The organism is Streptomyces chartreusis, assembly GCF_008704715.1.
Lineage (GTDB): Bacteria > Actinomycetota > Actinomycetes > Streptomycetales > Streptomycetaceae > Streptomyces > Streptomyces chartreusis.
Window position 1 is genome coordinate 5,808,998 of sequence record NZ_CP023689.1, and the last position, 14,032, is coordinate 5,823,029.

Here is a 14,032-nt window from a genome sequence, read left to right on the forward strand (position 1 = left end):
TTCGTTCACCGGCCCCGTGCGTCAGGCCCTGCGACGCCGGAACACCAGGTAGCCGCCCGCGCCCAGCAGCGCCGCCGCGGCCGCCGACAGCAGGCCCACCGGGGCACCGTTGCCGGTCTCGGCGAGATCGCCCTCGGCATCGCCCTGCGCCGACGGCGACGACGACGGAGCCGCCTCCCCTGCGGACGTGGACGGGCTCGGGGCCGGCTCGGTGGTCTCCTCGCCCGGCGTCTCGGATCCGGGCTCGGATGCGGACGGCGTGGGCGTGCCGCCGCCCGGCTCCTCGTCCTCGCAGTCCGTCCAGAACACCTTGTGCTTGGCGGAGCCCTTCTCGCCCTGGAAGTTCCAGAACAGCTTGTAGTGGCCGTCGGGCAGGGTCATGTCGTCCGTGCGGCCGTGGCCCTCGCCGTCCAGCGTGATCGCGCCGGACTTCACGGTCTCGCCCTTGACGGCGGCCGTCGGGGCCCAGGCCTCGATGTGCCAGGAGACCTGCTGGACGGAGTCGAAGCCGAAGGCGTCGAGGTAGAACTCGCAGACGTGCGGCTCGTTCTTGGGCAGTTCCTCGCCAGTGGTGGCGTCATGGATCTTCACGGTGCCGTTGTCACCAGGAGCGGTCGCGTGCGCGGCGGCCGGAGCGGACAGCAGCGCCGCCGCGGCGACGGCGGACAGGGCACCGACGCGGTTGAGGGTACGCATGGGGCAGTAGTCCATCTTCGAGAAGGAACGGGAAGATGTGGAGGGGGCGGCTCAGCTTCCTGCCGGGACTGACTTCAGGTCAATCACGAACAGGGAACGAACAGAATTCCCACAAGCGCCGTATCCGCGGCATGCCCAGGGTGCCGTCAAATCACTGCAAAAGCCGCCGTGAGCAGGACTGTTCCCGATCCCGCCATCACCCACGCGAGCCGTGTCCGCCGCAACCCGCCCGCGACCACGACCGACGCCAGCAGCAGCGCCCCGCCCAGCGGAACCCACGCGTAGAGCACGCCGGCCGGCCCCGACCGCACGACCTCGTCGCCGCCCGGCTTGATCACGACCGTGTACGTCTGCCCCTTGCGGACCGCCACGTTCTTCTCGATCACGACCGACTTCCGCGCCCGGGAACCCGCCGACACCGGCGTGTACGGCCCGCTGCACGTGTCCTGGCCGCACCGCTTCACCGAGATCGTGCCGCTCTCCCGGCCCTTCGTGAGCATCACATGATGAGCGGTGCCCCACGATGCCCAGACCCCCGCGATCAGGATCAGTACCGCGACCGTGCCCATCGCCGCGAGCCGCCCGAACCGCAGCGCCGAGACAGCGCCCTGACTGGAGACAACGGCAGAAGGCATGGCCGCGATCCTTGGCCATGCCCCTGCGCCCGGTCAACCTCGGCCCGGCCGGGCGGGCGGACAAGTCAGGAGTTGTACGTGCTTTGCGCCCGCTCCAGCCCTTCGATCACCAGACACTCCACCGCGTCCGCCGCACGGTCCACGAAGTAGTCCAGCTCCTTGCGTTCCGTCGAGCCGAAGTCCTTCAGCACGAAGTCCGCGACCTGCATACGGCCCGGAGGCCGCCCGATCCCGAACCGCACCCGGTGATAGTCCGGACCCATCACCTTCGTCATCGACTTGAGGCCGTTGTGCCCGTTGTCCCCGCCGCCGAGCTTCAGCCGCAGCGTGCCGTAGTCGATGTCCAACTCGTCATGAACGGCGACGATGTTGCCCAGCGGCACCTTGTAGAAGTCCCGCAAGGCGTTCAGCGGCCCGCCGGACAGGTTCATGAACGACATCGGCTTCACCAGGATCACGCGCCGGTTCATCGGTCCGGGCGGTCCGATCCGCCCCTCGACGACCTGCGCCTGCGCCTTGCCGGCCCGCTTGAACTTCCCCCCGATCCGCTCGGCGAGGAGGTCGGCCACCATGAAGCCGACGTTGTGCCGGTTCATCGCGTACTCGGCTCCCGGGTTACCGAGGCCGGCAACCAGCCACGGCGCGCTCGGATCGGTCGTCACGTCCATGTCTCCTCGCTGTGCTTTCCCGAGTCATACACGCCAGCCGCTGCCCCCGGTGGGAACAGCGGCTGACGAAGCGATGGCAGAGCCGTGGATCACGCCTCTGCCGGAGCCGGGGATCAGGCCTCGGCGACTTCCTCGCCCTCGGTCTCCTCGCCCTCCGGGGCCTCCTCGGCCTGCGCGGCCAGGACCTGGAGGACGACCGCGTCCTCCTCGACGGCGAGCGTGGTGCCCTTGGGCAGGGTGATGTCCTTCGCGAGGATGGAGGCGCCGGCCTCCAGGCCCTCGACGGAGACCGTGACGGCCTCGGGGATGTGGGTGGCCTCGGCCTCGACCGGCAGCGCGTTCAGGACGTGCTCGAGCAGGTAGCCACCGGGGGCCAGCTCGCCCTCGGCGTGCACGGGGACCTCGACGGTGACCTTCTCGCCGCGCTTGACCAGCAGCAGGTCGACGTGCTCCAGGAAGCCCTTGATCGGGTCACGCTGCACGGACTTCGGGATCGCCAGCTCGTTGGTCTTGCCGTCGATGTCCAGGGCGATCAGGACGTTCGGCGTACGCAGCGCGAGCAGCAGGTCATGGCCCGGCAGGGTCAGGTGCAGCGGGTCCGAGCCGTGGCCGTACAGGACACCGGGGACCTTCGAGTCACGACGGATGCGACGGGCGGCGCCCTTACCGAACTCGGTACGGGTCTCGGCGGAGATCTTGACCTCGGACATGATCACTCCTCGTAGAAAACTGGGGCGGACGTGGTCACCCGGCCACGAACGGCCTGCTACGAAGAGCGCGTCGATAACGGACCGCCGGATCCCTGAACGGGAAACGGCCTCCCTCGCCGAGCAACTGAAGCAGTGTACTCGGACAGGGAGGCCGTTCCCAAAAGGATCACTGCGGCACGATCTGCCGCGCGATCCCTACTGCTCGTCGAAGAGGCTCGTCACCGAGCCGTCCTCGAACACCTCGCGCACCGCGCTCGCGATCGTCGGGGCGATCGACAGCACCGTCAGCTTGTCCAGATCGCGGCTCAGCTCGCCCGGCGTCGGCAGCGTGTTGGTGAACACGAACTCGCCCACACGGGAGTTCTTCAGCCGGTCCGCGGCGGGGCCGGAGAGCACACCGTGCGTCGCCGTCACGATGACGTCCTCGGCGCCGTGCGCGAACAGGGCGTCCGCGGCGGCGCAGATGGTGCCACCGGTGTCGATCATGTCGTCGACCAGGACGCACACCCGGCCCTTGACCTCACCCACGACCTCGTGGACGGTCACCTGGTTCGCCACGTCCTTGTCGCGCCGCTTGTGCACGATGGCCAGCGGGGCGCCCAGGCGGTCGCACCAGCGGTCGGCGACCCGCACGCGGCCGGCGTCCGGGGAGACGACCGTCAGCTTCTCCCGGTCGACCTTGCGGCCCACGTAGTCCGCCAGCAGCGGCAGGGCGAAGAGGTGGTCGACGGGGCCGTCGAAGAAGCCCTGGATCTGGTCGGTGTGCAGATCGACCGTCAGGATGCGGTCCGCACCGGCGGTCTTCATCAGGTCCGCGATCAGACGCGCCGAGATGGGTTCACGCCCACGGTGCTTCTTGTCCTGACGGGCGTAACCGTAGAACGGCACGATGACCGTGATGGAGCGGGCCGACGCACGCTTCAGCGCGTCGATCATGATCAGCTGCTCCATGATCCACTGGTTGATCGGAGCCGTGTGGCTCTGGATCACGAAGCAGTCCGCGCCGCGCGCCGACTCCTGGTAGCGGACGTAGATCTCGCCGTTCGCGAAGTCGAAGGCCTTGGTCGGGACGACCCCGACCTCCAGCTGCTGGGCGACCTCCTCGGCAAGCTCGGGGTGGGCGCGGCCGGAGAAGAACATCAACTTCTTCTCGCCGGTCGTCTTGATCCCGGTCACAGCTGTCTCCTCAGAGGTGTCTCAACTGGGTGTGCACTTATCACGGTACGCCGTGTTTGGCGCACCCGTTTCCGGTCAGTCCTCGCCCTCGACCTGCCGAGACGCCGTCTCCGCCGCCTTCGCGGCAGCGCTGCCCGGACGCTTGCGGGCCACCCAACCCTCGATATTCCGTTGCTGACCACGGGCCACGGCCAGCGAACCGGGCGGCACGTCCTTCGTGATCACGGACCCGGCGGCGGTGTACGCACCGTCCCCGATCGTGACGGGAGCCACAAACATGTTGTCCGAACCGGTGCGGCAGTGCGAGCCGACCGTGGTGTGGTGTTTGTCCTTTCCGTCGTAGTTCACGAAGACGCTCGCGGCACCGATGTTCGTCTGCTCGCCGATCGTCGCGTCACCGACGTAGGACAGGTGCGGGATCTTGGTCCCCTCGCCGATCGAGGCGTTCTTCGTCTCGACGTACGTACCGATCTTGCCCTTGGCGCCGAGCCGGGTCCCCGGCCGCAGATAGGCGTACGGCCCCACGCTCGCGTGCGCCCCCACGACGGCACCGTTGGACACGGTGTTGTCCACCCGCGCCCCGGCGCCGACCCGGGTGTCCTTCAGCCGGGTGTTGGGTCCGACGTCCGCGCCCTCGCCGAGGTGCGTGTCGCCCTGCAGCTGGGTACCCGGCTGGACGGTCACGTCCTGCTCGAAGGTGACGGTCACGTCGACCCAGGTCGTGGCGGGGTCGATCACGGTGACGCCGGAGAGCATCGCGGCGGTCAGCAGCCGGTCGTTGAGGATCCGGCGGGCCTCGGAGAGCTGCACCCGGTTGTTGATCCCGGCGATCTCGCGGTGATCGGCGGCCACGGAGGCGCCCACCCGGTGACCGGCCTCGCGCAGGATGCCGAGCACGTCGGTGAGGTACTCCTCGCCCTGGCTGTTGTCGGTGCGGACCTTGCCCAGCGCGTCCGCGAGCAGCTGCCCGTCGAACGCGAACACACCCGAGTTGATCTCCCGGATCGCCCGCTGCGACTCGGTCGCGTCCTTGTGCTCCACGATCGCGGTCACGGCACCGGAGGCGCCGTCCCGCACGATGCGCCCGTAGCCCGTCGCGTCCGGGACCTCGGCGGTCAGCACGGTCACGGCGTTGCCGTCGCCGGAGTGGGTGGCGGCGAGCGCGGTCAGGGTCTCGCCGGTCAGCAGCGGGGTGTCGCCGCACACGACGACGACGGTTCCGTCGATCCCGCCGCCGAGCTCCTCCAGGGCCATCCGGACGGCGTGACCGGTGCCGTTCTGCTCGGCCTGCACGGCGGTGCGCACGCCGGGGTCGATCTCGCCGAGATGCGCGACGACCTGCTCACGGGCGTGGCCGACCACGACGACGAGATTCTCGGGGTCCAACTCGCGCGCGGCGGCGAGCACATGCCCCACGAGGCTGCGTCCGCAGAGCTCGTGCAGGACCTTCGGTGTGGCCGACTTCATACGGGTGCCCTCACCCGCTGCGAGAACGACGACGGCTGCCGGGCGAATGGCGCTCACGGTTTGCCCTTCGGATGTGGCGGGGGTGGGGTGACATCCGCAGGATACCGGGGCGTTTCGTGGTGGATATGAGAGCGGGCCCTGACTGCGCTGTCAGCAGTCGGGCCCGGCCTTGAGTATTTGCTCCCCCGCCAGGACTCGAACCCGGACAGATGGCACCAAAAGCCACAGTGCTGCCAATTACACCACGGGGGATTGAACGCGGTTCAGCCGGACATTTGGTCCGGCTGCCTGGCGGCGCCTCCTACTATGCCGCACCGGACGCCCTCCGTGCGACGGTACAACTCGGCGCTCCCGGTTCGGGAAGCGGATGTCGTTCGGGTCGCCGATGTCCGCGTAACCGCCTGTCGGGAGTGGTGTGGACCGGTCCGCGAAACTCGCCGGAAAGGCGGGTCGGTCGGCCCGTAGGCTGGAGGCATGACCACGACGGGGGAAGACCGCGCCGGGGACCCGCCACCGGGGGCGGGGCTTTGGTGGTGGGACAGGATGCGCAGTGCGGTGCTGGACGTGAGTCTGGCCGTCGTGTCCGCGCTGGAGTGCGGTGTCGAGGGGGTTCGGTTCGCCCGGGACGCCGGGATACCCGAGGCCGCGGGTGTCGTCTTCGGGGTGCTGGCCGGTGCCGTTCTGGTGCTGCGCCGCCGCTGGCCCATCGCGGTGGTGCTCGTGTCGATCGCGGTGCTGCCCGCCCAGATGGGGTTCCTGCTCGGCATCGTCGGGCTGTACACCCTCGCCGCCTCCGAGCTGCCGCGGCGGATCATCGCCTCGCTGGCCGGGATGTCGTTCGTCGGCACGCTGATCGTGACGTTCGTGTGGGTCCGCCAGGGCGTCGCTCGGGGTGAGCTGACCTTCGGGGACTGGGTGGTTCCGTTCGCGTCGGTGACCACCGCTCTCGGCGTGACCGCGCCTCCTCTACTGCTCGGCCTCTACGTCGGCGCGCGGCGCCGGCTCATGGAGAGCCTGCGGGAACGGGCGGACAGCCTCGAACGGGAACTCCAGCTGCTGGCCGAGCGGGCCGAGGAGCGTGCCGAGTGGGCGCGGGGCGAGGAGCGGACCCGGATCGCCCGGGAGATGCACGACGTCGTCGCGCACCGGGTGAGCCTGATGGTGGTCCATGCCGCCGCCCTCCAGGCCGTCGCCCGCAAGGACCCCGAGAAAGCGGTGAAGAACGCCGCGCTGGTGGGGGACATGGGCCGGCAGGCCCTGACCGAACTGCGCGAGATGCTCGGCGTACTGCGCAGCGGGGCCGCCACGGCGGACCGGGCGCGGGGCGCCGTCGTGCCGCTCGCCGCGGTGGGAGCCGCAGCGGCTGCCGCGGCCGACCGGGAGCTGACCGGCGGGGACGAGGGCACCGCGGAGGGGCCCTGCCTGTCGGAGCTGGAGGAGCTCATCGGGCAGTCGGCGGCCGCGGGGATGGTCGTGGAGCTGTCCGTCGAGGGCGAGACGCGGGGGTACGCGCCGAAGATCGAGCAGACGGCGTACCGGGTGGTGCAGGAAGCGCTGACGAACGTCCACAAGCACGCGGCGGGTGCGAAGACGCAGGTGCGGCTCGCGCACCGGATGTCGGAGATCGCGATGCAGGTCGAGAACGGCCCGCCGCCGGAGCCGGCGTCGGCGTCGTCCGCGCGGCTGCCGTCGGGTGGCAACGGCCTGGTGGGGATGAAGGAGCGCGTCGTCGCGCTGGGCGGGGTGTTCGTGTCCGGGCCGACGGATGCCGGGGGCTTCAGGGTGTCGGCGGTGATTCCGGCGGCCTAGCCGGCGCCGGCCGCCCCGGGCCGCATGGGTGTTCGGGGCCTTCGTCTCCCGCTGGGCCGGCTGTGAGCCGTAGCGGTTTCGCTCGGCCCGCTGTCAGCCGTACCGATCTGGTTCAGCCCGCCGTGAGCCGTACCGGTTCTATGCCCGCGACGAGGCCGGCGAGGGCCTGGTCGATGTCGGGGCCGAGGTACCAGTCGCCGGTGTGGTCGAGGGCGTAGATACGGCCCTCGGCGTCGATCGCGAGGAGCGCCTCGGTGTCGGACTCGGCACCGAGGGGGCAGACCTCGGTGTCCAGGGCGCGGCCGAGGTCGCCGAGGGTGCGGGCCATGTGGAGGCCGTGCAGGGGGTCGAAGTGCAGGTGGGCCGGGGCGACCTGGCGGCCGGGGCCGGTGGGTGCGATGTGCAGGCCGCCGAATTCGGCCCACGCCTCGACCGCGGCGGGGAAGACGGCATGGCGGTGACCGGCGGGTGAGGTGTGCTCGCGCAGGGTGTCCGCCCAGACTTCGGCCTGCTTGATGTCCCAGCGTCCGGGCTGCCAGCCGGCCGCGCGCAGGGCGGCGTCGACGGGGACGGGGAAACGGGTGCTGGAGGTGCGGTCGGTGTGCATCTGCCCTTCGTTCGTCGAGTGCGCCGGTGTCATGGCGGCCTTCGGCCGCCCGGCGGAGTGCGGTCGTGCGGGTGGAACCGGTCCTTCGGGTGGAACCGGTCCTTCGGGTGGAGTGCAGTCTTCCTGCGGTGGCTGTGGCTGTGGGTGTGGGTGTGGTGGGTGGCCGGGGTCAGCCGTCCGCCGCTGCCGGGTCGACGATACGGACGCCGAAGTGGGCGCTCAGGGCGGTGCAGGCGCGGCACGGTGAGGCGAAGCTGCCGTGCAGGGGGTCGCCGTCCTCGCGGATGCGGCGGGCGGTGAGCTTGGCCTGCTTGAGGGCTTTGCGGGCTTCGCCGTTGGTCATGGGTTTGCGCGCGGCGCGTTTGCTGCGGGTGGCGTCGGCGGCGGCGATGTGGCGCGAGATGAGGATGGTCTCGGCGCACCGGCCGGTGAAGCGGTCGCGCTCCCCGCTGGTCAGGGTGTCCAGGAAGTCCTGCACGAGGTGGTGCAGCTCGGGGCGCTGGTCGCCGCGGGCGGCGGTGCCGGTGAGCGTCGCGCCGCGAACGGAGAGGGCGGCGGCGACGGTGGGGAGTATGCCGTCGCGGCGGTGGTGGAGGGCGGGCGCGTGCGCGGTTTCGGTGGCGCTCCAGCCGATGCGGGGGTCGCCGGACCTCGCGGCGTGCGGCCCTGTCTGCGTCGCGTTCATGATCATCATCCCCTCCCGAGCATCCCGCGGGCATGCTCTCGGACGTCACAGAGTGCCAAATGCCGTGGCGGGTGCGGAAGCTGGGGCGACGCGACACGCCCGGGTTTGGGCAGGCTGTCACGGCAGGGTGACGGCTGGTCACGGAAGCGGAGGGGGTCGTGACCGGCGCCGGTGACCGGGATCGTCGTACCGCATAGGCTGTCGGCACCGCTTTCCATGCGGTGACGCGTGGACGCAGACGAGACAGTCGATACGTGCCGTTGTGACCGAGAGTGGTCGTGGTGGCGCGCATCAGAACGCCGCAGGGGGCAACCGCCATGACGACAGGTCGGCTCGGGCAGCAAGCCGCGCCGCCGAACGCGGCCTACGCCGGGCAGGTCGTGCATTTCCCGGATCCGGTACGGGCGTCCCGTCACCCGAGAGGGGTACGGGTCGACGACCGTGGTTACCCCGACTTCTCGCCGTACGCGCGCGCGGCGGCGGAGATCGCGGAGCCGCCGGAGGGGTTCGGCGTCGACGAGTTGCGGCTGACGGACTACGTGTCGGCGAACGCGGCGCTGGCGGCCACGGGGCACGAGTTGTGGGACACGGTGCCCGCGGTGGCGACGCCGCACGGCTGGACGTGGCACCACGCGGTGGGCACCAGGCGGCTGGAGCTGGTTCCGGTCGAGGTCAAGGCACTGCTGCGGCATCACGGCGGCATAGCGACCTCGGCGGTGGACCACGACAAGCGTGGCACGCGCCCGTTGCAGGAGACCCGCCCGGCGCATTTCCGGCTGCCGAAGTCGGGTGTGGCGGTGACGGAGGCGCAGGCGCTGGGTGTTGAGGAGGACCTCGGCTACCGGCTGCCCGGCGCGTACCGCTCGTTCCTGAAGGCCGCGGGCGGGTGTGCGCCCGTCGGGACCGCGCTGGACGCGGAGTTGGGCCTGCTGATCGACCAGCCGCTGTTCACGGTGCGGGACGAGGCCGCGGTCAACGACCTCGTCTACGTCAACAAGTGCCTGCGCGACCACCTGACCAAGGACTACCTGGGCGTCGGGTTCGTGCAGGGCGGGCTGCTGGCCGTGAAGGTGAAGGGCGATCGGATCGGCTCGGTGTGGTTCTGCGCCTTCGACGACGCCCGGGACGTGGATCCCACGTGGCCGCCGGCGGAGCGGGTGGAGCGGCTGCTGATGCCGTGCGGTGAGGACTTCGACGCGTTCCTATCCCGGCTGGCCGGTTCTCCGCCGGAGTTGGAGACGGTGGCGAATCTGATGGTGGACGGTGGGTTCGCGCGCGCGGTGCCCGTCGCGGCCGCGGCTGTGGGGGAGTGAGCTTCGCGATGGTGACGTTCGCGCAGGCGCAGGAACGCGCCGAGGAGTGGATCAACGGCGACCTGCCGTCGTACCAGCATCGTGAGGTGCGGGTGCGGGAGTTCGAGCTCGGGTTCGTGGTGTGGGCCGAGGACCGCGCCGACGGGCCGCGTTCGGACGGCGGTGCCCAGCGGCTGGTGATCGCCCGGGACAGCGGGGAGGCCACGCTGTGGCCCGCGCTGCCGGTGGGCGAGGTGATCCGCCGCTACGAGGAGGAGTACGGCCGCGCCGACGCGGTCCCCGAACCTGCACCGGCGCCTCCGGCCCGGGTGGACCTGAACCAGACGTCGTTCCTGCTGACTCCGCCGGAGTGGTTGCAGGAGGCGGCGGACCGGATCGGGACGCACGGCGGCCGGGGCGGGGCACTGGCCGGGAGCGGCGGTGGTGGTGCCGGTACCGGTGGTAGTGCCGGTGGTGCTGGCGGTGTCGGTGGTGGCGGGGCTGCGTCGGCTGGTGGGTCCGCCGGTGGTGCGGACGGGGTCGGGGGGCTTGCCGAGACGTTGGCCGGGCCGCCGGCCGGGAGTGGTCCGGGCTCGGGCGGGGTGCCCGACGGGGCGACTCCCTGGGCCGGGACGGACACCAACCCCGGTCCCGGCGAGGACCGTTCCGTGCCGTTGCCCGAGACGGTGTTCGCGCCGCCGCTGAGCGGTGACGACACCGCGCAGTCCGACGCCCAGACGGCGTTGCTGTCGGGCGGCAGCCAGCTTCCGTCCACGGCGGTCTCACCGGCGCTCGGCGATGCGAACGCGCCGGGCGGACAGGGCGGATCGGATGGACAGGGCGGACCCGGTGGGTCGGCTGGGCCCGGTGGGCCTGGCGGGACGCCTCCGCCGGGTGCTCCGTCGTACGGCTATCCGCAAGGTGCGGGCGGGCCGGGCAGTACGCCGCCTCCGTCGGCGGGTGCGACTCCGCCGCCTCCGCCGGGTGCTCCGTCGTACGGGTATCCGCAGGGTGCCGGTGGGCCGGGTACGCCGCCTCCGTCGGGTGCGCCCGCCGGTGCCGCCGGTGTGCCGCACGCTCCGGGTGCTCCCGGGGCGCCGGGTCAGCCGTCCGCGCCGAACGCCGCGGACATCGCCGACGCCGCCACGAGCAAGGCGGCGCCTCCGCGGGCGCGCGGTGGGGCGACGCCGCCTCCGCCGCCGGGTGCGCCGGGGATGCCGGGTGCGTCGGCGGGCGGTCCGCCCGCGCCGCCGTCGGCGCCGGGTGCGCCGGGTGCTCCTGGTTCGTCGGGGGGCGCTTACGTGCCCACGCAACTTGTGTCCTCGCTCGGGCCCGACGGGCCGGAGGACGTAGCCGGTCCCGGGGCTCCGCAGGGCCCCGGTGCGTCGAACCCGCCCGGTCCGCCGAACCCGCCCGGCCTTCCGCAGCCGCCCGGTGCTCCGGGTGCGCCCGGCATGCCCGGCGCGCCGCAGCCTCCGGGCGCCCCCAACCCGCCCGGTACGCCCGGCGGTACGCCCCCCGGCGGGGTGCACCATGCCGCCACGGTGCTCGCCGACCCGAGCCTGATGGGTGGGGCGCCGCAGCCGCCGAGCGCGCCGCAGCCTCCCGGCGCTCCGGGTGCTCCGCAGGGCCCTGGTGCGCCGAACCCGCCCGGCATCCCGAACGCCCCGGGTACTCCCGGTGCCCCCGGCATGCCCGGCGCGCCGCAGCCGCCCGGCGTTCCTGGTGTGCCCGGCCCCGCCGGTCCCGGTGCCCCCCAGCCGCCCGGTGCTCCCGGCTCCTCGGGTGGTGCGGCGGGTGCCGTGCACCACGCGGAGACCGTGCTGGCCGGACCGGCGGTCGGTGGCCCCGGCGTGCCTCCGCCGCCGCAGGCTCCTGGCGCTCCCGGCATGCCGCCGGGTGCCCACGGCATGCCCCCGGCGGGACCTGGAATGCCACCGCCCGGTGCTCCCGGTGCTCCCGGTATGCCTGGCGCCCCCGGCATGCCCGGCGCCGCACAGCCCCCCATGCCGCCGGGGGCCTTCGCGCCGCCGCCCGGTCAGCCCGGTCCCGGTCAGCCCGGACTCGGCCAGCCCCTCGGCCCCGGTCAGCCCGGCCCCGGTCAGCCCGGCCCCGGCCAGCCCGGCCCCGGACACCCCGGTCCCGGCCAGCCCTCCTACGGGTATCCGCCGCAGCCCATCGGTCAGCCGACCGTCGGGCCCGGCTACCAGGCCGTTCTCCGCTACCGCGCGCAGGACGGGTCGGAGCAGCAGCTGATCCGGCGTTCGGCGCCGGGCACGCCGCACCCGGAGTGGCAGATCTTCCATGAGCTGCGCGGCATGAACGTGCCGCCGGACCAGGTCCTGGAGCTGCACACCGAGTTGGAGTCGTGCGAGCTGCCGGGTGCGTACTGCGCGCGGATGATCCGGGAGCAGTGGCCGCAGGCCCGCATCACGTCCATCGCGCCCTACGGCACCGATCACGCGAGCCGGCAGCAGGGCATGCAGCAACTGCTCGCCCACCAGGGCGAGTTGCACCAGGTCGCCGACGGGCCCGCCCGGCCGGCGCCGGTTCGTGCCCCGCTGCCGCAGGTGCAGGCGGCGCCGCCGATCCCGCCGGAGGGCGTGGCGCAGGAGCTGGCGGGGGCGTTCGGGCCGGGGCTCTTCCGGTTCGAGCAGGCCGCCGTGTCCCGGCAGGGCGTGCCGCCGGTCGTCGCGCACAGCCTGGTCGTCGGCGGGCTGCCGATGGACATGGGCCCGTTCTTCTGGGCGCAGGCCCAGCCGGGGCGGCCCGTTCCGACGCTGGCGGAGCTGGCGCAGGAGCGCGGGGTGCAGCCGGCGTCGGACGCCGGGTCGTACCTCGTCATGGGCAGCGACTTCGGCAAGGCCATCTGTGTCCAGTACGGGACGGCGAACATCGTCGCCGTGCCGGTGGAAGCAGGGCCGGGCGGTGCGCCCGTACCGCCGCAGTTCGTGAACACGGGCCTGCCCGAGTTCCAGCGCTGCCTGGCGCTGCTCGGCCGGATGTGGCGTCTGCGCTTCGGCCTGAACCAGGAGCAGGCGGGCCGCTGGACCGTCGACTTCCAGGCCCAGCTCGCCGCCCTCGACCCGGCGGCACTCGGCTCGCCGGAGAGCTGGTGGTCGGTGCTGCTGGAGCAGATGTGGGACGGCCTGCTGTGACGCCACCCGACTGTTTGTGACGACCTCGCTCGGCCGCCGGTGACGGCGGCCGAACGAGGCGGTGAAAGGGCCGGACCCCGGTGATACGACCGGGTCCGGCCCTTTCGCATGCCCGCCGACCGACCTCCGCGCGCCCGCCCCGCGCCCGGAGTGTCGCGTTATGACCGTCTCCGCTCGATACCTCAAGATGTGCGCTAAATCATCATTTTTCGAATTCGCTCGGCGGAGAGGGGTTCTCAGGATGAGCAGCGAACCGTGCTCGCTCCACGACTTCGTGGTCGTCAAGGGGCGTGGCTACCGTCCCGAACAGGTCGACGCCTATGTCGACGCCCTCTTCCGCGACCGGGACGCCGCCTGGGAACGGGCCGCCCGCCTCACCGTGCTGGCCAAGGAGATGGAGGCGGAGGCGGAGCGGCTGCGGGAGGAGGTGGCGCAGCTCGGCCCGCAGACGTACGAGGCGCTCGGCGACCAGGCGCGGCGGCTCTTCGAGCTGGTGCAGAAGGAGGCCGAGGCCGTGCGGGAGAGCGCGCGGCAGGAGGCGGAGAGCCTGGTGGGCAAGGCGAAGGAGTGGGCGAGCGGGCTGCGGGACACGGCCCGGACGCATGCCGACGCCCTGACCGCGGAGGCCGACGCGTACACCGAGGAGCGCATGCTCGCGGCGCGCGCCGAGGCGGACGAGATCCGGGTGGCCGCCCGGCGCATGGTGCGCGAGGAGCGCGGACTGGAACTCCTCGCGCTGCGCGAACTGCGGCACCGCACCACCCGCATGCTCACCGAGCAGTCCAAGGACCACGACGAGCGCTGGGCTGTGTTCGCGCAGGAGGCCGAGGAGCGGAAAGCCGCCCAGAAGGCCGCGGAGGCGGACCGGCAGACCCGGGCCGAGGCGGCGCTGGCCGAGGCCAAGGAACTGCGCGCCGAGGCGGACGCCACCGCTCGCACGGCGCAGGAAGAGGCCCAGGACCTCGCCACGGAACTCGTCGCGCAGGCCCGGCAGCAGGCGGAGGAGATCGCCCGGGAGACCGAGCAGGTGCTGCGCGAGCACGGCGAGGTGTGGGACGACGTGCGCACCCACATCGGCCAGATGCGCAACAGCCTGACGGCCCTCACCGGCCAGGCCGCCCAGGAGTGA

12 protein-coding genes and 1 tRNA gene are annotated in these 14,032 nt (G+C 72.3%); 4 read left to right on the forward strand and 9 right to left on the reverse strand.

The annotated features are described in order from the left end of the window. Positions 1-21: 21 nt before the first annotated feature. The 7 genes from CP983_RS25515 to CP983_RS25545 all read right to left on the reverse strand — a co-directional run bounded on the left by CP983_RS25515 (position 22) and on the right by CP983_RS25545 (position 5,604). A complete protein-coding gene (locus tag CP983_RS25515; protein ID WP_150502044.1) occupies positions 22-696 on the reverse strand; it encodes an LPXTG cell wall anchor domain-containing protein in 675 nt (224 codons plus the stop codon). Between the two features lie 146 nt (positions 697-842). Continuing rightward, positions 843-1,331, reverse strand: a complete 489-nt coding sequence (locus CP983_RS25520; protein WP_150502046.1) for a hypothetical protein — start codon at positions 1,329-1,331, stop codon at positions 843-845. A 65-nt stretch (positions 1,332-1,396) separates the two neighbouring features. Beyond that, positions 1,397-1,999 carry an aminoacyl-tRNA hydrolase gene (pth, locus tag CP983_RS25525; protein ID WP_107905824.1) on the reverse strand — a complete coding sequence of 201 codons (603 nt, stop codon included), beginning with the start codon at positions 1,997-1,999 and terminating at the stop codon, positions 1,397-1,399. A 113-nt stretch (positions 2,000-2,112) separates the two neighbouring features. Further along, a complete protein-coding gene (locus tag CP983_RS25530) occupies positions 2,113-2,709 on the reverse strand; it encodes a 50S ribosomal protein L25/general stress protein Ctc (RefSeq protein WP_150502048.1) in 597 nt (198 codons plus the stop codon). A gap of 195 nt (positions 2,710-2,904) precedes the next feature. Beyond that, the gene (locus tag CP983_RS25535; RefSeq protein WP_030952253.1) at positions 2,905-3,885 is read right to left on the reverse strand and encodes a ribose-phosphate diphosphokinase; all 981 of its coding nucleotides are present in this window, start codon (positions 3,883-3,885) and stop codon (positions 2,905-2,907) included. A gap of 75 nt (positions 3,886-3,960) precedes the next feature. Next, entirely contained in the window at positions 3,961-5,409 is a 1,449-nt protein-coding gene (glmU, locus tag CP983_RS25540) for a bifunctional UDP-N-acetylglucosamine diphosphorylase/glucosamine-1-phosphate N-acetyltransferase GlmU (protein WP_150502050.1), read from the reverse strand. A 123-nt stretch (positions 5,410-5,532) separates the two neighbouring features. Then, positions 5,533-5,604, reverse strand: a tRNA-Gln gene (locus tag CP983_RS25545). Between the two features lie 222 nt (positions 5,605-5,826). Here CP983_RS25545 and CP983_RS25550 point away from each other — a divergent pair. After that, positions 5,827-7,161, forward strand: coding sequence for a sensor histidine kinase (locus CP983_RS25550; protein ID WP_150502052.1), 1,335 nt, complete (start codon positions 5,827-5,829; stop codon positions 7,159-7,161). Between the two features lie 112 nt (positions 7,162-7,273). Here the strand turns inward: CP983_RS25550 and CP983_RS25555 are convergent, their stop codons facing one another. Both CP983_RS25555 and CP983_RS25560 read right to left on the reverse strand, forming a co-directional pair. Next, positions 7,274-7,768 carry an SUKH-3 domain-containing protein gene (locus CP983_RS25555; protein WP_125527967.1) on the reverse strand — a complete coding sequence of 165 codons (495 nt, stop codon included), beginning with the start codon at positions 7,766-7,768 and terminating at the stop codon, positions 7,274-7,276. Between the two features lie 169 nt (positions 7,769-7,937). Next, the gene (locus CP983_RS25560) at positions 7,938-8,462 is read right to left on the reverse strand and encodes a YwqJ-related putative deaminase (RefSeq protein WP_126901381.1); all 525 of its coding nucleotides are present in this window, start codon (positions 8,460-8,462) and stop codon (positions 7,938-7,940) included. A gap of 308 nt (positions 8,463-8,770) precedes the next feature. Here CP983_RS25560 and CP983_RS25565 point away from each other — a divergent pair, with 308 nt between their 5' ends. From CP983_RS25565 to CP983_RS25575, 3 genes are all read left to right on the forward strand, one after another. After that, positions 8,771-9,766, forward strand: coding sequence for an SMI1/KNR4 family protein (locus CP983_RS25565; protein ID WP_107905821.1), 996 nt, complete (start codon positions 8,771-8,773; stop codon positions 9,764-9,766). An 8-nt stretch (positions 9,767-9,774) separates the two neighbouring features. Next, positions 9,775-12,903: an SUKH-4 family immunity protein gene (locus tag CP983_RS25570; protein ID WP_150502054.1), complete on the forward strand. Its 3,129-nt coding sequence runs from the start codon at positions 9,775-9,777 to the stop codon at positions 12,901-12,903. Between the two features lie 241 nt (positions 12,904-13,144). Further along, entirely contained in the window at positions 13,145-14,032 is an 888-nt protein-coding gene (locus CP983_RS25575) for a coiled-coil domain-containing protein (RefSeq protein ID WP_150502056.1), read from the forward strand.

Coding starts and splice junctions, on each gene's coding strand:
- CP983_RS25565 (WP_107905821.1), top strand. CDS start 8,771: ATGACGACAGGTCGGCTCGGGCAGCAAGCCGCGCCGCCGAACGCGGCC.
- CP983_RS25550 (WP_150502052.1), top strand. CDS start 5,827: ATGACCACGACGGGGGAAGACCGCGCCGGGGACCCGCCACCGGGGGCG.
- CP983_RS25570 (WP_150502054.1), top strand. CDS start 9,775: ATGGTGACGTTCGCGCAGGCGCAGGAACGCGCCGAGGAGTGGATCAAC.
- CP983_RS25520 (WP_150502046.1), bottom strand. CDS start 1,331: ATGCCTTCTGCCGTTGTCTCCAGTCAGGGCGCTGTCTCGGCGCTGCGG.
- CP983_RS25530 (WP_150502048.1), bottom strand. CDS start 2,709: ATGTCCGAGGTCAAGATCTCCGCCGAGACCCGTACCGAGTTCGGTAAG.
- pth (WP_107905824.1), bottom strand. CDS start 1,999: ATGGACGTGACGACCGATCCGAGCGCGCCGTGGCTGGTTGCCGGCCTC.
- CP983_RS25555 (WP_125527967.1), bottom strand. CDS start 7,768: ATGCACACCGACCGCACCTCCAGCACCCGTTTCCCCGTCCCCGTCGAC.
- CP983_RS25575 (WP_150502056.1), top strand. CDS start 13,145: ATGAGCAGCGAACCGTGCTCGCTCCACGACTTCGTGGTCGTCAAGGGG.
- CP983_RS25515 (WP_150502044.1), bottom strand. CDS start 696: ATGCGTACCCTCAACCGCGTCGGTGCCCTGTCCGCCGTCGCCGCGGCG.
- CP983_RS25560 (WP_126901381.1), bottom strand. CDS start 8,462: ATGATGATCATGAACGCGACGCAGACAGGGCCGCACGCCGCGAGGTCC.